Annotated in this window: 19 protein-coding genes; 7 read left to right on the top strand and 12 right to left on the bottom strand. The window is 32.5% G+C overall.

Annotated features, from left to right (window positions below; all coding sequences use genetic code 11):
- Positions 1 to 81: 81 nt before the first annotated feature.
- Together BM027_RS14625 and BM027_RS14620 are read left to right on the top strand one after the other, a co-directional pair.
- Positions 82 to 981, top strand: coding sequence for a LysR family transcriptional regulator (locus BM027_RS14625; protein WP_090093430.1), 900 nt, complete (start codon positions 82 to 84; stop codon positions 979 to 981).
- A gap of 244 nt (positions 982 to 1,225) precedes the next feature.
- A complete protein-coding gene (locus BM027_RS14620; RefSeq protein WP_242943345.1) occupies positions 1,226 to 1,861 on the top strand; it encodes a hypothetical protein in 636 nt (211 codons plus the stop codon).
- Positions 1,862 to 2,111: 250 nt separating this feature from the next.
- On the opposite strand, the gene BM027_RS14615 is transcribed toward BM027_RS14620, so the two are convergent.
- Positions 2,112 to 3,158: a PDDEXK nuclease domain-containing protein gene (locus tag BM027_RS14615; RefSeq protein WP_090093427.1), complete on the bottom strand. Its 1,047-nt coding sequence runs from the start codon at positions 3,156 to 3,158 to the stop codon at positions 2,112 to 2,114.
- A gap of 234 nt (positions 3,159 to 3,392) precedes the next feature.
- A complete protein-coding gene (locus tag BM027_RS14610) occupies positions 3,393 to 3,758 on the bottom strand; it encodes a MerR family transcriptional regulator (protein WP_090093425.1) in 366 nt (121 codons plus the stop codon).
- Positions 3,759 to 3,992: 234 nt separating this feature from the next.
- Here BM027_RS14610 and BM027_RS14605 point away from each other — a divergent pair, with 234 nt between their 5' ends.
- The gene (locus tag BM027_RS14605; protein ID WP_090093422.1) at positions 3,993 to 4,784 is read left to right on the top strand and encodes an SDR family NAD(P)-dependent oxidoreductase; all 792 of its coding nucleotides are present in this window, start codon (positions 3,993 to 3,995) and stop codon (positions 4,782 to 4,784) included.
- A 444-nt stretch (positions 4,785 to 5,228) separates the two neighbouring features.
- Here BM027_RS14605 and BM027_RS14600 read toward each other — a convergent pair whose 3' ends face one another.
- From BM027_RS14600 to BM027_RS18290, 7 genes are all read right to left on the bottom strand, one after another.
- Positions 5,229 to 7,823, bottom strand: a complete 2,595-nt coding sequence (locus BM027_RS14600) for an FtsX-like permease family protein (RefSeq protein ID WP_090093419.1) — start codon at positions 7,821 to 7,823, stop codon at positions 5,229 to 5,231.
- Positions 7,820 to 8,509, bottom strand: a complete 690-nt coding sequence (locus BM027_RS14595) for an ABC transporter ATP-binding protein (protein ID WP_090093417.1) — start codon at positions 8,507 to 8,509, stop codon at positions 7,820 to 7,822. The genes BM027_RS14600 and BM027_RS14595 overlap by 4 nt, the downstream gene beginning before the upstream one ends.
- 82 nt (positions 8,510 to 8,591) lie before the next feature.
- A complete protein-coding gene (locus tag BM027_RS14590; protein ID WP_090093415.1) occupies positions 8,592 to 9,581 on the bottom strand; it encodes a sensor histidine kinase in 990 nt (329 codons plus the stop codon).
- Positions 9,568 to 10,254 (bottom strand): response regulator transcription factor, encoded by a 687-nt coding sequence (locus tag BM027_RS14585; RefSeq protein WP_090093412.1) that lies wholly within the window; start codon positions 10,252 to 10,254, stop codon positions 9,568 to 9,570. The genes BM027_RS14590 and BM027_RS14585 overlap by 14 nt, the downstream gene beginning before the upstream one ends.
- Positions 10,251 to 10,445, bottom strand: coding sequence for a helix-turn-helix domain-containing protein (locus tag BM027_RS14580; protein WP_090093409.1), 195 nt, complete (start codon positions 10,443 to 10,445; stop codon positions 10,251 to 10,253). The genes BM027_RS14585 and BM027_RS14580 overlap by 4 nt, the downstream gene beginning before the upstream one ends.
- A gap of 497 nt (positions 10,446 to 10,942) precedes the next feature.
- Positions 10,943 to 11,797: an AraC family transcriptional regulator gene (locus BM027_RS14575; RefSeq protein ID WP_090093406.1), complete on the bottom strand. Its 855-nt coding sequence runs from the start codon at positions 11,795 to 11,797 to the stop codon at positions 10,943 to 10,945.
- A 1,731-nt stretch (positions 11,798 to 13,528) separates the two neighbouring features.
- On the bottom strand, positions 13,529 to 13,684 hold the full coding sequence (locus BM027_RS18290) for a hypothetical protein (protein ID WP_175560002.1): 156 nt from the start codon (positions 13,682 to 13,684) through the stop codon (positions 13,529 to 13,531).
- Between the two features lie 189 nt (positions 13,685 to 13,873).
- On the opposite strand from BM027_RS18290, the gene BM027_RS14570 reads away from it, so the two are divergent.
- Together BM027_RS14570 and BM027_RS14565 are read left to right on the top strand one after the other, a co-directional pair.
- Positions 13,874 to 15,109 (top strand): AAA family ATPase, encoded by a 1,236-nt coding sequence (locus BM027_RS14570; protein ID WP_090093402.1) that lies wholly within the window; start codon positions 13,874 to 13,876, stop codon positions 15,107 to 15,109.
- Complete coding sequence (locus tag BM027_RS14565) at positions 15,096 to 15,752, top strand: RloB family protein (protein ID WP_090093399.1); 657 nt, start codon at positions 15,096 to 15,098, stop codon at positions 15,750 to 15,752. Before BM027_RS14570 ends, BM027_RS14565 begins: the two co-directional genes overlap by 14 nt.
- Before the next feature lie 254 nt (positions 15,753 to 16,006).
- On the opposite strand, the gene BM027_RS14560 is transcribed toward BM027_RS14565, so the two are convergent.
- Complete coding sequence (locus tag BM027_RS14560) at positions 16,007 to 16,720, bottom strand: ferric reductase-like transmembrane domain-containing protein (protein ID WP_090093396.1); 714 nt, start codon at positions 16,718 to 16,720, stop codon at positions 16,007 to 16,009.
- Positions 16,721 to 17,226: 506 nt separating this feature from the next.
- Between BM027_RS14560 and BM027_RS14555 the strand changes: the two genes are divergently transcribed.
- A complete protein-coding gene (locus tag BM027_RS14555; protein WP_090093393.1) occupies positions 17,227 to 17,784 on the top strand; it encodes an NUDIX hydrolase in 558 nt (185 codons plus the stop codon).
- A gap of 154 nt (positions 17,785 to 17,938) precedes the next feature.
- Here BM027_RS14555 and BM027_RS14550 read toward each other — a convergent pair whose 3' ends face one another.
- Positions 17,939 to 18,796, bottom strand: a complete 858-nt coding sequence (locus tag BM027_RS14550; protein WP_090093391.1) for an AraC family transcriptional regulator — start codon at positions 18,794 to 18,796, stop codon at positions 17,939 to 17,941.
- A gap of 395 nt (positions 18,797 to 19,191) precedes the next feature.
- Here BM027_RS14550 and BM027_RS14545 point away from each other — a divergent pair, with 395 nt between their 5' ends.
- Positions 19,192 to 19,893 carry a DUF554 domain-containing protein gene (locus tag BM027_RS14545; RefSeq protein WP_090093388.1) on the top strand — a complete coding sequence of 234 codons (702 nt, stop codon included), beginning with the start codon at positions 19,192 to 19,194 and terminating at the stop codon, positions 19,891 to 19,893.
- Between the two features lie 458 nt (positions 19,894 to 20,351).
- Here the strand turns inward: BM027_RS14545 and BM027_RS14540 are convergent, their stop codons facing one another.
- Positions 20,352 to 21,326 (bottom strand): polysaccharide deacetylase family protein, encoded by a 975-nt coding sequence (locus BM027_RS14540; RefSeq protein ID WP_090093385.1) that lies wholly within the window; start codon positions 21,324 to 21,326, stop codon positions 20,352 to 20,354.
- Positions 21,327 to 21,544 lie beyond the last annotated feature (218 nt).

Here is a 21,544-nt window from a genome sequence, read left to right as displayed (position 1 = left end):
CATATTATCATAAGGTTTATTATTAGTAAAATTGGAATATATGAATGTTTATATTAAAAAAACTGATATGGAAGTGATGATATGGAACTTAGAAATGTGAAAACCTTTATTAAGGTTGCTGAGATGAACAGTTTCTCAAAAGCCGGTGAAATCTTAGGATATGCACAATCTACTGTAACTCTTCAAGTGAAACAGTTGGAAGAAGAGCTTGGAGTGCCTCTTTTTGAACGAAAAGGGAAAAAAATTAGTTTGTCACAAAAAGGACATGAATTTCTTGTTTATGCAAATAAATTGGTGAAATATGAAGCGGAAGCAATACAATCTATCAAGCATATGGACAAAGCTAGTGGGGAGCTACGAATTGGCATTTTGGAATCACTGAGTGTTTCAGAATACATAAATAGTATCAAGGAATATATGGAAACCTATCCTGAGGTTAGTCTCATTGTAAAAATCGCTACGACTTTGGAATTGATGAAAATGTTGGAAAAAGGGTTGTTAGATATTATTATTCTACTGGATCAGAAAGTGTTTAATTCTAATTGGGAAGTTCCTTTTGAAAAAGAAGAGAGAATTCTTTTTTTCTGCTCACAAGAACATCCTATGTCAAATAAACACATTTTATTAGAAGCTTTATCCAGAGAAACGTTATTATTGACAGAAAAAGGTTGCAATTATCGTCATGTGTTTGAAGAACTTCTTGCAAAGCAGAGGCTAAAAGTAAACTGTTGTCTAGATATTGGTAACACAAATATAATCATTGATTATGTAAAAAATGGACTTGGTATTTCACTACTGCCAGAATTCAACTTGAAAGAAAGTCTAGAAAATCATACTATCAATGAAATCTTAGTAAATGATTGTAATATTGTTTTATATACACAGGTAATCTTCAACAAACATAGATGGATGTCACCATCCATTAAGGCTTTCTTGTCAACTATTTCTAATTATTTTAGTGCGCTGAACCACTCGGAATAAATAAGTAGTTCATATTTTTATTGTGATATATTTATAAATATATTATTACTTTTGCAAGTGTATCAATAAATTTATTACCCCATTCACTGCTCTTTTATATAAAGGTTTTATTTGTATATTTTACATAAAATATAATAAATAATTCAATATACATATTGAATTACATCCAATAATTATCCGTTTTATGGTAAAATCATAGGTATACAAGTAATATTAAAAAATTGTTGTAAATATAGGGGAAAAAATGAAACGAAATAAAGAATTTATGGAAATTTATTCAGCTAAAAAAGAAAAAAAAGAAATGAGATCATTGATACGTTCAGTGGTGCTTATTTGCAATATAATGAATTTTCTTTCTGTGGATATTTATAATCTAGCTATATATAATAAATCAATGTCTTGGTCTGGGGTAATTAATTTTTTTATTATTATGAGTGTGTACAATTTAATTTCTTTAATTCTATATATTTTTCCAGAAAGATTAGAATTTTTAATAGATTTGTATACAGCTGTAGCTTTCATTGTCAGCTCAATTTTATATTTCTGTCTTTCTATGATAATTTTTGTACAGGAATTAGATATATTAGAAACTTTTATAGTGATTGTTATAAGCATAATGGTATATATATGTTTAATTATTGCTATAGCAAGAAATATTAAAAATAAAATGAGAAATGGATTTAGAAAAATAAAACTAAATAAAGGATTAATATCATCATTTACTTCTTTGTGTGCAGCTTTAGGTATAGTAATTGCAAAAACAACACAGTCAGATGTGTTAATACCAGCTATAGCATTATTATTATTATCTTATATATTTACACCTACCATAATAGGATTTCATAAATTTTATTTAAAGATTAAGAAAAGCAGAAATTAATTTTATTTATATTCTATCTGCTTCCACATATAAATGGTACTCTTCAATTTCTCCCATCAGTTCTTTATTTAAAACCTATAGTGGGGACTCCGAGATACGTGTAAAAACCGGTAACTTTATGGAAATTAAATCCATTGGATACCAGTTTTTATCAAATTTTGTAAGTAAAGCTTCCTAAATTAAGACCTCTGGGGTAATGGTCTGGAGTTTACGAACGACTTGATACTATTTTTATTTAAGAAAATAAGTTTTACTCATCTTCATCTTCATCCATAAGTATTTCCCCATCAAAACAGCTAATACGATTTTCTAAATCTTCAATAGTAGGTAAAGTGTCCTCAAACTCTTCAGGTAGTTCCTCAAATAACTTGCATTCACTTACTCCAATTGGTTTGGTCATGTCCTTAAGAGCATATTCTGCAATCAGCTTGTTTTTCTCTCTGCATAGTAGAAGTCCTATGGTTGGATTATCTTGTTCTGTTTTTAAAATATCATCAACAGCAGAAAGGTAAAAATTTAATTTTCCAGCATATTCAGGTACGAATTTTCCAGTCTTTAATTCAATTACCACATAACATTTTAATTTCAAGTGATAAAATAATAAATCAATATAGAAATCTTCTCCAGCAACTTCTAGGTGATACTGATTTCCTACAAATGCAAATCCTGATCCAAGTTCTAAAAGTAACTTAGTAACCTGTTTTACAAGTTCCTTCTCTAATTCAACTTCTAACATATCATCCCTAAAAGTAATAAAATCAAAAATATAGGGGTCCTTTAAAATTCCCTTTGCAAGTGTACTTTGTATTTTGGGTAAATTTTTTTCGTAGTTTGTAGTTTTGTCTACTAGGACTTGCCTTTTATATAAATTAGTTTGAATCTGATGAGCCAATATATTTAAAGACCATCCATTTTCTACAGTCTTTTGAATATACCATTTTCTCTCATTATGTGATTTAACCTTATTTATAATCTCAATATTATGTGACCATGTTATTTGTGCAGACACTGTCTGCACAAATTCAAAATCTGTATATATCTCTGCAAACTTACGCATATACTTTAAATTTCGCACTGAAAAACCTTTCAATGTAGGAAACTCCATTTTAATGTCCTTTGCAAGTGTATCAATAAATTTATTACCCCATTCACTGTTCTTAAGAATTACATTTCCTATATTCCAATATAACAATATAAGTTCTGTGTTTACAGATTTTATAGCTCTATATTGTGAAGACTGTATTTGTTCCTTTATGACTTGTATAGTTTTGAAATAATCATTTTCATTAATTAGCATCATATCACCATCCTTTTTAGATGTATATTTTTTCATAAGAAAATCTATTTTTCCTTATCATATTCTAAGAAAATTAGAACCTCTAGGGTACTGGTCGATAGTTTATGAACGACTTACAAAATAAAATTTTTAGTTTGCAACATTCTATTAGTATGTAGGAACTTAAGAAGTATCTAAAATAAGGTACTTCTTTTTGTTTTATTTATAGGATATCATAAATATGAAACTGTAAAATTACCTTTGTTTATCCATCTCCGTCTTATAATAATTAATTTTATCATTTAATTTTTTTAGATGCTCATTGGATTTAGCGATTTCTTCTTTGAGAGCAGTTCTATGCTTTATCAGCATTTCCATCCTTTCATTCATAGTAGAATCACCATCAGCACGTAGCTTAGCATATTCTTGAATTTCCTTGATAGGCATTTTAGTATCCTTTAATCGTTTTATAAATTCTATCCAAATTACGTCCTTTTCACTATAACAACGTCTACCATTTTCTTTACGATTTGGAATAATTAAATTTTCTTTTTCATAGTAGCGTAATGTGTATATGCTTATATTAGTAAGACTTGAAAATTCTCCTATTGAATAATTCATCTTGTAATTCTTCCTTTAAAATTTAAGCTCTATTTTAATATCAACACGGTTTTAAAACAGAGCAAATATTTAATTAGTTCTTGACATAGAGTTAACTCTAGATTGTACACTTCCAATATAACGCACATTCAAAAAAATAACAAGGAAGTCAGCTTGTCTAACACAAAATATACATCGCATCTTTGACTTGTTATTTTCTTTCATGTGCCTAACATAAAAAAGGGAGTGGTTCAAATGAACAGAAATGATAAATATACAGTTATTACAGGGGCAAGTTCTGGTATAGGATATGAAACTGCAAAGGCATTTGCAAAACGAGGTAAAAATTTAGTTATTGTTGCTCGTAGTAAAGAAAATCTAGAAAAATTAAAAGTGGAGATTTTACATGATAATACATCATTAGATGTCATAATTAAAGTTGTTGATTTATCTATTATGTCAAATGTCCATCAGTTGTATCAAGAGCTAAAGCCATATGAGATTGAAACGTGGATAAATAATGCAGGTTTTGGTAATTATGAGAGAGTAGCACATCAAAATTTAGAAAAGATAGAAACTATGCTTCGATTAAATGTAGAAGCGTTGGTGATTCTATCTTCCCTGTTTGTACATGATTATCAAAATATTGAGGGTTCAAAGCTTATAAATATTTCATCTGCTGGTGGCTATACTATTGTGCCATCTGCTATTACGTATTGTGCAAGTAAATTTTTTGTAAGTACATTTACTGAGGGATTAGCAAGGGAATTGCAAGAATCTAATTCTAAGCTACAAGCAAAAGTATTAGCACCTGCGGCTACAAAAACAAATTTTGGAAATGTAGCTAATAATATAGATAAGTACGATTATGATAAGTCTTTTGGAAATTATCATACTAGTAAACAAATGGCTAATTTTTTACTTCAATTATATGATAGCAATGAGGTTGTTGGAAGAATCAGTCGAGAGTCTTTTGAATTTGAGTTAGCATCTCCATTATTTGATTATGCAGGAAACTCAAAAAATAATCAAAAGGTTACATTATAATAATAGGTGTTTAATAAAGGCTAATACATTTACATAATATTTTTTACTGTGATGAAAAAGCATTTCGATTTTCTAGTGATTGTTAATCGCCATAACTTACAATATAAAATTTTGTAATTAAAACTTCCGAAATTAGGACCTCTGGGGTAATGGGCTGGAGTTTATACACACGGTTTTTAATCGTGTCATTACTACGACCACGTAATTCTAGATCTTTAATCATTTTTTGTATTTTTTGATACATTTTATCACTCCTTTTAAAAGGTGTGTAAAATGTGAGAAGTGAAGTTCCTTGAGAAAGAACTTCACTTCTTATTTTTTCCATATAAACTTTTATTTAATCACCAAACCAAGCCGTCGCTTTTAGCGATTTAAGTTCTATAGGACGATTGTGAATCATGCAAATGTTTTTTGATTTTCTATCAAGTTAATATAGATTTTGAATCAAGTCATGTCATCCCGAAGCGCGTCAATGATATTTTCTTTTTTTATCTTGCGAGTGGCATACAGCATTGTGATGAACACGATAAAGAGCACGCTGAACACGCTGATTGTCATACTTGACCACGGGAATACAAAATCGAAGTTGTCCATCCTTTCTATGGTCACCAACCCTTTATAAATCAGCCACGAAGAGATTGTCGCTATTGGAATCCCAAATAGCAACGTCCTCATGCCATAAAAGACACACTCGAAATTCATCATCTTTTGGAAATCGCGGTCGGACATCCCCACAGAGCGGAGCATGGCAAGCTCCCGCCTGCGTAGCCTGATATTCGTGGAAATGGTGTTGAACACATTAGCAACCGCAATAAGCGAAATCATGATGACAAAAACATAGGTAAAAACATCAATAACAAATGTTAGACTGCGATATTGTTCAACCATCGTGTACACATTTTGTAGGGTATACGCAGACGTAATTCCTGCGTCCTGAATCATCGTTTCCATTTTAGCCACCGATTGCGAAGGCTTTTTTGACAGAAAGCTCAGGCCTATATCCGCATGGGTATCCGGTGTTTCAAACTTCTCTTTGAGCGAATATGGGGCCACCACCATAAAAACGTATGGATTCTTCTCGGAAGATTGCTTTAGGGTCTTAAGGGGGTCCACCGGGTACGTATCGACAAACGTAATGTTTATGCTTTGCCCCTGTTCCATCTTCGGCTTGTCATTTATTTGGGGAGCGACACTGAAAGTCATGGAAGGACTGGCAAACATATCAAACAGTTCGCTCGGCCCGTCTTTCTTGGCAACCGGCTTTTTGGCAACGGCAATCATTTTCGCGTCTTTCCCCGTATATTCTTCTTCGGACAAGTCCAATTTTTTGATAAAACGCAGATATTCGCTATCCTCAATAAACTGGATGTCCATTGGAAGATTAACCGTTTCGTCCGGTGCAGTATAACCCGCGTATTCCTGGTAACGGTCTGAAAAATCGCTTGCCTTAACTGCGCATGAATACGCGAAAATCGCTTGGTACGAGCTTTCGTAAACCCCGTTTGCGGTTTTTAGTTTGTTGTAAAGCGGGAACATTTCGCTGTCGTTCATGTCCTGAGTGGTAAATACGATGTCATAGTCAAAGTCCATTATTGATCGTTCTGCAAGCCGTTTTAAAGTTGTTCCAAAAGCACTTCCCGATACAAACAGTACAATACTTAAAACAAGGGATAGAACAATGCTGCGATAGCGTTTTTTGTTTCTCTTAAAATTCTTTAGTGCAAGAGTTCCCTCCAAACCGTAAATATGCTGTGCAAGTTTTGATGTTTTCACAGCTTTCGATTCGGTTTTGACCTCGTTGGTCTGGCGAATACTCTCCATCACGGGAGTCTTTGCGGCTTTCCTGGCCGGGATATAGGCTGAAATCAAAATGGTAACCAAACTGATCACAGCTGCCGCGACAATTGTGGGGATAGACACAGATAAAGTTAAAGGCACGGTGCTTGGGATAATGTTCCCGAAATTCTCTGTAACAATAGGAATTACAAGCCAGATACTTCCTATGCCGACCATGACGCCAATGGGTATGCCGATTGCGCCGATGCAAAGTCCCTCAAACAGCACCGAATTTCGCAGTTGCTTTGTTGTGGCGCCCACTGACGAGAGAATCCCAAATTGGCGTGTGCGTTCGTTCAGCGAGATGTTGAACGAGTTATAAATCAGAAAAATCGAGCCTACCATTATTATGGCAACCAAAATTCCGCCAACCGTGTACAGAAACGCGTTGAACAGTTTATTGTCCGAAACACCCATGAAGCGCAACACATTATCGTTAAAGACGTAAGCTTGGCTTCCAGCTGTGTTGCTTGCGTAAGTCTGAACTCCGTGCGGGTTTTTAAGCGTGACAAATATGCTGAAACTGTCCGCTTTGTCTTGAGTATCTGCCTTCGTTATCAAGGTGTATCCCGGTGCGGAATGTTCCTCAAAACCAGGTCTTTCGCAGATACCGACAACCGTGTAGGTTCTCTCGGCTTTTGGCACAAGAGTTTCTTTGACATTCCCAGGCTCTCCTCCGGAAATGTAAGGGTCGTGTTGACCGAGATTTTTGTTTCCGTCCATGCGGTTTCCAACAGCAAGTGAAAGCGTGTCGCCCACCTTGAATCTAACGCCGCCTTTGGCCGCGACGTGGGATGGGACAAGAATCTCCCTGCTGTTTTCTGGCAGTCTGCCTGAAATCAGAGTTATTGGCAAGGTATCAAAGGCTTCCTTGCTGAATCCGGCAATAAAAGAATAAGGCTTTTCAGGGCTTTTCACGCCGTCAAGCGTTGCATAGCCGATATTTTCAAACGCTGCGGTGTTTGAAACTCCATTGTCGTGGGTTCGTTCCTGCATAAAAGAGGAATCAACATCCAAAAACTCAACGTGCCAACCACCGTATTTCTGGGTCGCACCGTTTACTAGAAAATTTAACAGGGAAGTGCCAAAGGTAGCGACTGCCGTAATCATGGCGGCAGACAGGATAACTCCGATAATCGTTACAAGCGTTCGTGTGCGACTCTTTTTCATTCCTTGCAAGGCAACTTTGTTAAAAATGTTCATGACCGTGTCACCTGTCTCTCATCCCGTACTACTTTGCCGTCTGATATGCAGATAATGCGGTCTGCCTGCAGGGCGATGTTTTCGTCATGTGTAACGATAATAAGAGTCTGGTGATATTTGTTATGACTTTCTTTCAGTAGCTGGATAATCTCATGTCCATTGCGTCTGTCCAAACTGCCGGTGGGTTCGTCGGCGAGCATGACCGCTGGTGCGTTCATCAATGCACGGCCGATTGCAACACGTTGCTGCTGGCCGCCCGAAAGCTGATTTGGCAAATGTGTTTTTCGTTCTTTTAAGCCAAGCAGGTCTAACAAGTCATTCAGCCTCTCCTTGTTGACCTTCCGTTTATCCATCAGTATAGGCAAGGTGATGTTTTCCACCACATTCAGAGTGGGAATGAGGTTGTGAAACTGGTAAATCAGCCCAACCTGCCTCCTGCGGAAGATGGCGAGTTTTTCATTGCTTTGGGCATATACATCCTGCCCGTCCAAATACACCTTTCCGCTTGTCGGCACGTCCACACCACCGATGCTGTGAAGCAATGTGGATTTGCCGGAGCCGGAGGAACCGATGATTGCGGTAAACTCCCCCTTTTCAATTGTAAGTGAAACATGGTCAAGCGCGGTAACTTGGTTTTCGCCCTTGCCGTAGACCTTGCATAAATTTTCAACTTTTAAAAATTCCATTATGTGAGTCTCCTTTCTCATGGTTTACCCATATAATAGCACCTTCAACTTACATCTCTGTGACTTTCAGGTGAGAGATTCGTCACTTTGGGAAACGAATGGAAAATATCGCGCCGCCCTGCGGGTAATTTTTGGCGGTAATCGTCCCTCCCTGCCGTGTTATAATCATCTTGCAAAGAGCAAGTCCTATCCCATATCCTGTCGCACCTGCGTTTTTCCCACGATAGAACCTATCAAACAGGCATGGTAAATCTTCTTTTTCAAAACCCGCGCCGTTGTCGTGGATGGCAATCTCAGTAAACAGTGGGTTGTCCGTGCAGACAATCTCAATCTTCCCGTTATCGCCTGCGCTTTCCATGCAATTTTTGAGGATGTTTTGAATTGCTTCCGAAAGCCAACCAGAATCGCCCTGAATGATTATCCCTTTCGGCACGTCTATTTGCAAAACAATATCGTGCAGCTCCATTGGAATCAAAAACTGGTGAAGCGCAGCGCTTATCAAAGTGTTCACATCTATCTGCTCGCCTTGGAAAACCACAATGCCCGCGTCTAGGCGGGATAATTTCAATAGGGAAGTAAGCAGCCAATCCATCTGTACAAACAATTCCTTTGTTTCCCATATCAATGCTTTCCGTTCATTTTCGTCAGGGTTATTCTCTAACAATGATAGAATAAGGTTTACGGATGTGAGAGGGGTGCGGAGTTGGTGGGCTATGTCAGCCAGCGAATCGGCAAGATGTTCTTTTTCTTTTTTTAGTGCGTCGTTTTGCTCCCTAATACGCAGCGTCATTTTTGTTATCTCGCTTTGCAGAATGGAAAGTTCGCCCTCGTCCGATTCACCAATATACAGATGGTCAGCGTTATGAAGCACAAGATCGATTTGATCTGAAATCTGTGCAATGCTTTTATATCGGGCTTTGGTAAACGCAAAAAACGCTGTTCCAAAGGCGGCGGCAGAAGCAATGGCAAGGATTCCAGCCGCCGTATTTATTGCAAATCCCAGCGTTACAGTGGCAGCAGCTATTAAGGAGAACAAAATGGCAAACTGCCGAAACTCTCTATTCCGAAGCATACTCGCCCCCCAATCTATACCCCGTCCCGCGAACGGTCAGAATTATTTGCGGGCTTGCTGGGTCGTTCTCTATCTTCTCTCGCAAGCGTTTGATGTACACGGTCAATGTATTGTCATTAACAAACTCGCCCGCCGCGTCCCACAATTCGTCAAGCAGCCTGCCCCTCGTGATAATACTTTTTGGGTTGTTAATAAACACCAACAACAAGCGGTATTCTAAGGCTGAAAGAAAAACCTCGCTGCCGTCCTTTTTCACGACGCCGCTTGCCATATCGACATGAAGCCCGCAGATTTCAAAAGCCGATGAAGAACGTCCGCTTTTTCGCAGGGCGGTTCTGATTCGTGCGATCAGTTCACGCGGACGAAAAGGCTTGGTGATATAGTCGTCCGCGCCCATGTTCAGCCCGGTAACAACACTTGCTTCATCGCCGGAAGCTGTCAAAAAGATGACGGGAATATCTTGCGTTCCTTTGATTTCCGTGCAAACCGTAAAGCCATTTCCGTCAGGCAAAGAAATATCTATAAGCGCCAAGTCAAATTTATTCCCGGCAAGTGCGGCAAGGGCTTCACTCCGCGTAGGGGTGTGAGTTACTGTAAATCCCTCCGAGCGGAGCAAAAGTATAAGGTTTTTAGCGATTGCCTTATCGTCCTCAACCAAAAATATCTTTTTCATTTATTTTCACCATCCTTTACGTTACTGCTCCTATATCGTCCGTCAGCCGGTTTTTCAGCGTCAACCGGAACAAGCCATGTATTTCCCATTTTTTTAGCTCCCTTAATCCGCCCGGCAGAGCAATGGTACACTACCATTCTGTCTGTGATTCCCCAATTTTTCGCTGCTTCTTTTGTCGTTATATAATCCACGCATAACACCTCCATAGCTCTATGGTATTTCTTTTGACGGAAATATACAAGCTGAAGTATAAAACAAAAAAATACGGGAGCGTGGAAAGTAGTTCACGCTCCCGCACAGGCTAAAGATGTTAGGCGGTGTTAAAGGTCAGCAACAAGTAAAAATAATTTTAAGAAAAGACTTTTATTAAAGATAGTTCAATTTTATATAGTAATTTCTAATAACTTTTGAAGAAGATATATTTTTCAGTTACTATTGGCACGGAATAGTAAATTTTATTTTATACATTTAATAATTTTTATAGAAAAAAAATTATTCCTAAAAATTAGGACCTCTGGGATAATGGTCTGGAGTTTACGAACGACTTGCTAAAGTTCAGTTGACAAATTTTCATGTTTACTTGATAGAAAATAACAAATGGTCATAACCACTTGTGCAATTTATGCAATAAACACAACACTAAATATATGCTTAGTGCTGTGTTTTTTATTTTAAATTTATTGATAAGTTATTGCTTTTTTGTAATTGGAAGCCACACTTCAAATTTACAATCAGCAGGATTAGCATCTAAATATACCTCAATATCTGGTGCATTGGCATATTCATAGCCAGAGGTTGGCAGCCACTCTGTAACAGTTCTTTTTTCCAGTTCTTGAATTGAATCTGGCATAGAACCTTGTCCAGAAAAAACAGCCCAAGTAGAAGCAGGTACAATATACTCAGTCATACCATCAGGGATTTGTTTGTCTGATGCTGCTGCAATATAATATTCCCATTGATCTAAATCATCCATGCAGGCACTAACCCCTAAAAGTCCCATAGGTTCATTATTCATAAGAGATACAATTTGAGGGATTTTACCCTCCTGCGTGGCCTGATTCCAAAGCTGAGGTACTATTTTAAAACTTTCCTCAACATTTTTTCCAATTAGACCTTTGATCCCCACAATTCTAAATGCGTCTTTTTTTACAATACGATAATCCATTTCTGATGCTCCTTTTATTGTTATTTTGAAGCTAATAGGTGGATAGGCTTTTAATGAAGTTCCCTCCTTTTGTGCAACTGAGGGCGATACCTTATGTATATTTTGAAAAGCTCGATTAAAGGCGGTAGGTGACTCATAACCATAACGCAAGGCCACATCTATAACTTTATAACCACTTTGTAAATCAAAAGCAGCTCTAGTTAATCTTCTATGTCTTATATATTCAGAAAGGGGCGTCCCAGCTAAGTATGAGAACATCCTTTGAAAATGAAATGTAGAGCAGCAGGCAATTTGTGCTGCCTTTTCATATTCAATTTCACCATCAAGGTTTTCTTCAATATATTTTAATGCTTCATTTAAATTTTCATACCATTCCATCTCATTATCTCCTTATAACAACTATAATAAATTTAAAGTTAAAATACCTCTCATTTTGGAGCACAAATATGAGAGGTATTATTTATAGTGTATATGAAACTTACATAATGTTCAACATATACCAATTAATTATGAGCTAATGGTTAAATAACCTATGAGAAAATTAGCTTGATGAATTTATTTCTCATCAAATTTTGCACGTAAAACTTCCCCAATTAGGACCTCTGGGGTAATGGTTGTTATTCAATAAATTATAAATCAAAAGTTCCTAATATATGGTGAAAATTACATTTGATTTAGCCTTTATTGTTTAGTATACTCGTAAAAAGGAGGTTTTTAAATCATAAATTTGAAAATTCTTAAGGTACTTATTACATACTTAAAGAAAAGGAGAAGTTTTAATGAAGGGTAATTTAAAAGATTATATCTTGTATATAGTAATAGTGACTTTATGCTTAATTGCACTTAAAGTTATGTAATTAAAACTAATATATCAGGAATTGGGATCTAAAATCTCCATTCCTGGTGTCAGATAAATTTAAATTAACTTGCTAAAGACTTCTTAAACAAATTATAAAATTAGAAAATAGGCATTATAATAACAGATTGTATATTATAATGCCTATTCTATTTGTTAATCTATTTAAATTGCCATCTATTATTTTGTATTTTTTGCTATATTCATGATATAAACAATATATATAGTAGTTTGTATTACATTTATTGAAATATATTTTATATAATAGAGCTATGAATAAATTATAAATGTAATACAAATTATTTCAGAATTTCTGCACCTACTATAGTTTCCTAAACTTTCCTTCAATTCATTGCATTTGTTCATAAGTAAGTATTGAGTTTCAACTCATCCCCCTTTACTGTTGTCCCTCACGTAGCACGTAATCCACTTAAAATACTCTAATATAATTAATATTAATACCGTCATAATTCGCTGAATCTGGCGGTAAATAGTTTGTAATTGCATAGCGTTTTAATTCTATTTGGTGGCTGAATTGGTATGTTACTATCTATTGAATTAATATTGTTACTATAATTATTTTTAGGCAAAAAAATAAAGGGTACAAGATTAACTCCAATACCATTAAAAGTAATTATATTATTAAAATAAATTATAAATTTAAGTTTCAAATCTATGATAGAAATTATAATTGCTATTATATTTATTAGATTGTGTTATATGCTTAATCACATTTAAGGCTATATAATTTCACTTGATAAATCAAGAAATATGAAAGCTCTATCATTTATATTTTGACCAAATATAAATAAATTATAAATAGTATTAATTACACATTAGATAAATTATACTAAAATTCTTATTTTCTTAAATGTTGAAATATAAAAAACTATTAAATTCTAATTTTTTATACCAACTCATATAATAATTAATAAATATACATATAGCAATTGAAAAAGGAGGAACAATTTTTTGTTTAGTAATAATCGTGATAATTTTCTCATTTCTATTGTGAGTTTAAGCTTAGTCTTACTTACATTTATAATATTTTTCGCAATAGTTATGAGAAGGTAACAATAGGCTTAAAGAATATCTGGTATGAAAAACTAGAAAACAGATATTCTTTAAAATAAGCTTAGTAAACAAATTATATAGTGATTAACTAAACAGAAAATTCAAATCCTTCTTTTCAAACAAATTAAACAATAAATATAGGTGTAGAAATTTTCAGATTTCTGCACCTATATTTATTATTACTCTATACTATAAAACCAACTATCAAGTACATTTTTCAATTCATAGCACTTAACTATTGGTAGTACTTGAGTTTCAATCCAAACGCCTTTAGAGTTACCTCTAACATAGCATTTAACATCTTTAGAATAGCTTGATACATAATCTAAATCCACACCATCAAAGCTTCCATTACCTTTATTTTCATTTGCCTTAAATTAAAGTGAAATGAAAAAACAGACCAAAGATGTATCTAATATGAATATATTGTACAAATGTGGAAAGAATAATTTATGAGATAAATTCTCATATTTGTTCACATTTTCGAATAAATATAGTACTATAGCATTAAGGATGTGAGAAAAATGCTTATACAATTTAATTTTAAAAATTTTAAATCATTTAAGGATGACTCTAGTTTAGATATGACTGCAACTTCAATTACAGAACACTCATACAATTTAATTTGTTCTGGTGATGAAAAATATATTAAAACTGCTGCTATTTATGGAGCAAATGCAAGTGGTAAAAGTTCTGTAATTCAAGCTTTTAAATTCATGCAAACTTGGGTGATTCTTTCTTTTAAAAAATCAGCAGAAAATAAAGATATTCCAATTAAACGATTTGCTTTTGATAGTGAAGCTTTGAAAGAACCAGCTGAATTTGAAGTATTCTTTAAATTTAATAATAACGAATATCAATATGGTTTTTCATTAGATAACAAGAAAATTATTGAAGAATGGCTTTATTTTAAAAAAGACAATAGCAAACATAAATACATTACTTTATTTGAAAGATCAAAAAGCGATATAGAATGTGATTCTAAATTACTAAAAGGTGCAGAAAACTTTATTCCTATGGTAGGAGACAAAACTTTATTTCTATCTATAATATCAAATGCTAAAATTCCTTACGCAAAAGATATTTTTGAATGGTTTTTAGCTCCTGTTATAGATTATGGAAATATAAAATTTGAAAGTGCATTAACACAACTACTTTCACCAAATATTGAAGATGAATCTTATCAAAAAGAGTTAGTTAATTTCCTAAATGCTATAGATATAAATATAGATGGTATTATTGTGGAAAAACCTGAAAATGAAAATGATAGACCTAAAATCTATACCAAACATCTAATGAAAGATAAAAAAAATTATTATAAGATGCCTATTACAGAAGAATCAAGTGGAACTCAAAAAATGTTTACACTTTTTTATTATTTACAAAATTCACTTGAGATGGGGGTACCAATATTTATTGATGAACTTGATGCAAAGCTTCATCCATTACTTTTAAGATATATTATAACTATGTTCCATGATGAAAATATAAATAAAAATGGTTCTCAACTTATATATGTAACTCATGACAACTATACATTAACGAAGGATATTTTTAGACGTGATCAAATATGGTTTGTAGAAAAAGATTCTGATTCAGTATCACATTTATATTCCTTAGCTGAATATAAATGTGATGATGACAAAAAGGTGAGAAAAGATGCTTCTTATAGCAAAGATTATCTTCTTGGAAAATATGGTTCTGTTCCTGTTTTGAGAGGTTATGATATGTGGAGGATGCAAGACAATGAAATTAAATAGAGCTGGTCGTAAGCATAAAAGAAATGAAGGGAATAAAACCAATCAACCAGGTAATTATTTAATTGTCACTGAAGGTACTGAAACTGAAGTTAATTATTTTAAAAATATAAAACGACTAATTGAAAAGTCATTTAATAATAGTATTATGGTTGAAAGAATAGACTTAGATATACACGGTACTGCTCGCTCTACTACAGTTTTGGTGAAGGAAGCTATCAAAAAACGTAGTTTACAATCTTACAGTGATGTTTGGGTAGTATTTGATAAAGATGAAAATATAGATTTTGATGAAGCTATAGCCCTTGCTATAAAAGAAGATTTGCATGTAGCTTGGTCAAATGAATGCTTTGAACTATGGTTATTACTTCATTTCCAAGATTTAAAATCAGCTATTGGCAGAAATGATTATTATTCTAAATTAACTAATCATTTTAAAGATAAAAATATTAATAATGGTAAGTATGATAAAAACATCTATAATATTTTTGATATTACATCTTTATATGTAGATACTGCTATAAAAAGAAGTAACTCTTTACTAGAAGATCATAGATGCGATAAGATATTTAGCCCAAATAAAATGAATCCTGCAACTAAAGTTCAAGATTTAGTTGCAGAATTAATTAAATATATTAGTAAATAACCATAGTGATAATTATTTATCTATATAGGAGTATTCAAAAAATAACAAATAAGTCAGCTAGTCTATTTCGTATCATCAATAACAAAAACTGTTCCAGTTTTTGTAAGGTAACAGGTACCTTACAAATATTGGAGGATTGCTGACAATCTTTGTTGCTTTAATATTTTTAGCTTAAAGCGTATTATTCATATAATAATGCTCTGATTTATAGAAATAGAATATCCATTATTTTAATTTATCAATACATTTTTTCTCTAATCTAGTGACATAACTTTAGCTTTAAAAAATTCTGATTTTCTCTTTTGGTCAATTATATAATTTCTTACTCTTAAAACTACATATATTCCAAAAATTAAAGTATAGATTATGATATTAGTCATATGCTTGTCAAGCTTTGCAGAATACAATACCATTACGTGAACATATATCATAAGAAAAAATGGATAGGCTAATCTTTGAACTTTTTTCCAAGTAGATGCCTTCATTTTTTTTCTTATACATCTAAAAGAAGTTATAAAAAGTGGTAACATAATTGATATCATAACAAGAGTCAATGATGCTGCTATCAATTGAAGCTTACCTAATGAAGCTGGATCTAAAAATAGCTTTGGGAAATAATATATTCCATAAATTATGTTATGCCCTAAAGTTGAAATACATGCCATAATTGATATCTCTCCCCTTATGCTAAACAATCTTTTTGCTATTGCATTGTTCTTTTTAATTGCCCCCAAATACATAACAATAATAAATGTTGCGGTTGAAAAAGCACCTCTTTTAAATGGATTTGCTAGATATGTTGTAACCCATTTTGGATATAATTCATACATGTTGGTTCTATAATAATAAATTATAAAAATTGTAAATAGAATCGTTAAAACATAAAAAAAACTAGGTCTTTTCTTTATCTGTTTGCTGAATGCTAAATAAAATCCCATTGAAAATAATATTGAAATAATAAGTATCATTTTAATCCTCCTTTGTTTTATTTAATTATTTGGATCTATTTTAAAACCATGTTGATATTATTATATATTGTAAAACATATCCAATTATTTAAATAAATAATACCATCCTATAATATCATTCTAATTTGTTCTAGTCAATAATTGATATCATTTGATAAATTATATCAAGTTTAATTTCTATGTTTTTTATTTATATTATAATTCTTCCTTAAATCGCAAGCTTGCACTATATCTATATACCCGCTCCCTGTGTAATATATTATACTTATTCACATTTATCACCAAACTGGGGCTGTCTCAGAATTACCAAGTGAAGTAATAACAAAGAAAGGTAACAGGTGCCTTACAAATATTGGAGGATTGCTGACAATCTTTGTTGCTTTTTAATGTATATGAAAACAATTGTTTTTTTACATAGTAAGAATGATAATTTTATGTACAATTTGGTATAATTTATATATTATAGTGAATTATTACGAATTATATTTAAGAAGGCGGGTGGTAATGTGAGTTGGATTGATTCAATAGAAGAATTTGTCCCTTCCGATGAGCAAGAGAGAAAAGACAAGGAAGTAATATTGAAATACATAAATATGTTTGATGATATTTTAAAAAGAGATAATGAAATTATTCATATAACAAGTTCTGGGTTTGTACTAAATAAAGATAAAGTATTAATGGTACATCATAATATATTTAATGCATGGTCTTTGCCAGGAGGACATGCAGACGGTGAGGAAAATTTATTAGGTGTTGCTATAAGAGAGATTAAAGAAGAAACAGGAGTAAATAATCTTATTCCTATCACTAATAAGATTGTTTCATTAGATATTTTACCTTTGTTAGGACATTTTAGAAAAGGAAAGTATGTTTCATCACACTTACATATATCAGTAGTATATTTAGTTCAGGGTGATGAGAATGAGCAGGTTATTATTAAACCAGATGAGAATAGTGCTGTTAAATGGATTCCAATCAGTGAGATAGATATACACTCAAGTGAATCCCATATGAAGAAAATTTATAATAAAATACTATCCAAAATTGAAAAATTACCAGTATAAATACGAAATTATATACAGTGATTAGTCACATCTTTCTTAAGATCCGAAGTAGCTATTTTTTAAAATAAACAGTTAATAATTTTTTATATTTAAAATTATTAACTGTTAGATAAATTGGAATTTGATGAACTCCAATTTATCCTCTTTTACATAATTATTTTTTCTTAACAGGAATCCAAATTTCACTGTAGTAGTTTTCATCTTGGATACCTTGCGGATAATCAGCCACATTTGTGTACATTTCAATATTATAACCTGCTGCAATTTCATAATCCTTGCAATTAGGCAACCATTCTGAGAAGATTTTTTTATTCGCATCTTGCAGAGATTTTGGCATTGCGCCCTTGCAACCAAAAACAGCCCATGTGTGTTTAGGAATAATCTTTGTAACAAAACCATTAGGTATTTCTATCGACGGATTATAATTGTCTGCAATCAAATATTCAAACTCATCTGAACCCATGCTTTCATCTATGCATACTCCGTACATTCCGCATACAAATTCCCCTTTTTCTGTTTGATAATGTTCTGTCCAAAACTGTGGAATTTCTGTAGTTGCACTATCATATTTAAACACCTTTGATACTCCCATAATAGTAAACGAATCTTTTTTAACAATTTTGTAATCCATAATATAACCGCCTTCCAATAAAAATTTGATTTTCAGCGGAGCAAACGATTTAATCATTGCTCCATCTTTTCGAACAGCAGTAGGTGTTACACCATGAAATCGAGTAAAAGCTTTTGTGAAACTATCTGGTGAAGCGTATCCATATTTCAGTGCAATATCAATGATTTTTTCATCACTAGAAACAAGCTCACTGCCGGCAAGAGTAAGCCTGCGTTGTCTGATGTACTCTCCGACCGTAAAACCACAAAGCATTGCAAAGCCTTTTTGGAAATAGAACGGAGACATAAATGTTTTTTTTGCAATATTTTTTATTGTTATTTCTTCAGTGATATTCTCCTCAATATAGCTGATAGCTTCACCGATTCCTTCAATCCACTCCATAATCATCACCCCTGTCTGTACATATATCTTATCTTTTTTCAAACGATTATTCCCGACTTTTTGTGTTATGTTTTGTCTTTTCTAAAAGATTATTAAATAACCTGTACATCAAATTACTATTTGTCTAATACTCAAAATTGTTTCTATTTTTATTGTAACATATTTTGTAAATATATTATTACTTGTGATCCACAATTTTCACTTATAAAAATAGCCTTAGGCAAGTCATATAAATAACTGATACATAAAAAAAGTCTTTTACTCCATTATAATAATCTGCATAATTTCAATGAATTCAATGTCATTTAAGTATTGACAAGATAATAATTTTATGTTAAAAATTACTATCTTGTTTTTAACAAGAAATAACTTAAAGTATAAGGAGATGTTTTATTATGCCTATAGGTGTATTCATTGATTGTTTTTGCATATTATTAGGAGGTACACTAGGTTCAAAATTTAAATCTGTTATTCCGAATCATATCAAAGAACCATTAAATATTATTTTCGGGATATCTGCAATCTCAATCGGTATTGTATCATGTATAAAACTTAAATCTTTACCAGCTGTGATTTTATCACTTATTTTAGGCTGTCTCATTGGAGAGCTTATAAGATTAGATACTCACATAAAAAATGCTTTTTCAAAAATTATACTTAAATTAAATTTTAATATAGAAGGTAATTATGAGGAGTATATGAATTTCTACATTATTGTTGCTGTCACTTTTTGTGCAAGTGGTGCAAACATTTTTGGAGCACTTGACGAAGGAATGACTGGCAATATGACTATCTTGATTTCTAAAGCTGTTATGGATATTTTCGCTTCAGTTATTTTTGCAACTACTTTAGGATATGCCATAAATCTTATTGTAATCCCTCAGTGCCTTATTTTATCTTCTTTATTTTACCTAGCAAAACTAATTATGCCTAATATTTCACAGGCTATGTTGTCTGATTTTATCTCTATAGGAGGGATTTTAACTTTTGTTCTTGGTTTAAGTATCCTAAAACTTATAAAAATTAATGTTGCTAATCTTCTTCCAGCTTTGATTTTAGTTTTCCCTGCTTCATATATGTTTGGATTGTTGTTTTAGGATACTTTTTCTAATTAAGTAAATTGCCATTATAGGTTACAAGTTTTGTTACAAGTTTTATTACACTTTTTGTTATAAATTAAGTAACCATTTTTTGTTTAATTACATACAAGATACTGTAAAGGGGCTGTCTAATAATACAAATCATTTAATGATATGATGTATATTCAAAAAAAGAAATAGAAATAACATTTGTGGAAGAAGCATTGAAAAATAAGCTTAGAGTTTCTTCATTTGAAGTTGTTCCATAAATGATTGTCCTAATGCATATTAGGAGCAATCTTTTATGGGTACAACTTTAAATGTTAGAAACTATTAGCTTATTTTTCTAGTCTCCTTTAATAAATGTTATTTCTATTTCTTTGTTATTACTTCACTTGCTAATTCTGAGACGGCCCTAATTTTGTTTTAAATATTATTTAGTTTCACCATATAAGTAAAATTGTAAATTTAGTTATCTAACTCGGAAGTTCATCTAATGTTTTAAATTCATAACCTTGATTCTTCCAATCTTTAATCAAGCTGTCTAAGATAGTTGCATTAGTTTTAGACACAGCATGAAGTAAGCAAATCATACCATCACGAGTATTTTTTAAAAGCTGTGTTTTAGAAGATCCAGGATCAGGCTGATTGTCTACATCATAATCTTTATAAGCAAGAGTAAAAAATATAGATTTATAACCAAGTTTTTGAGTATAGTAAAGTGACAATTCACTAAAAGTTCCTTCTGGTGGTCTAAAATATTTTGACATTTTACAACCAGAAACATTATTCACTGCATCTTCTACTTGAGTAATTTCGGCATTAAAAGCAGCTTCATCTGTAAATGTAGGCATAGATTTATGATGTACAGAATGATTACCTATTATATGGCCCTCATTGCTCATCCTTTTTAGTAACTCAGTATCTGAAACACCATTAAAACTTCCAGTTACATAAGGCTTGGTTACAAAGAAGGTAGCATGTACATTATTTGCCTTTAAAGTATCAAGAATACTAGCAGTATAGCCATTTTCATAGCCTTCATCAAAAGTAAGATAAATAATTTTTTTTGAAGTATCTCCAAAACCATAGGCTTTATATTTCGATAAAAGTTCAGCGCTATCTCTTGATGAATATAACCATGACCACTCTATGGGTTTAGTACTAAGTGATGAAATGTCAGATGATACTTTTGGAGTAGATGACTTTGGGGTTGAAGTAGATTTTTCTTTAGTCGTAGAGTCAGGTTTAGGTGTAGACCCTGCTTTAGAAATAGAATCTGATTTATCAGACTTTGGCTCTTCTATGGGATTTTCGTTAGTAGAATCACTAGTTATTTTTTCATTGCTTGAAGGATCTACCTTTGTATTGTCTTCATTTTTATTTGCCACTCCACAGCCTGACAAAAGTAACGCTAGAATTATACATAAAGCTAATTTCTTTTTAATCAATTTCTCTCCTCCATATTTTTTAATTTAGGATCTGTTTTAAGACCGTGTTGATATTGTAATATCAACACTCTTCTAAAACATAGCGTTAATTTAACATGGTTTTATCTATAGTATCATGATGTAATACTTATTATTATCGTTATAATTACATTATACAACATTTTATTACTAAATTCCCTATAATTTCTTATGCTCTTAATGTTATATATAAGTTCTAA

Origin of the sequence: Clostridium uliginosum, assembly GCF_900112485.1 — a bacterium.
Taxonomy (GTDB): Bacteria; Bacillota; Clostridia; order Clostridiales; family Clostridiaceae; genus Clostridium; species Clostridium uliginosum.
The sequence above is the reverse complement of the archived record's forward strand: the minus strand, read 5'-3'. Positions and strand labels throughout refer to the sequence as shown.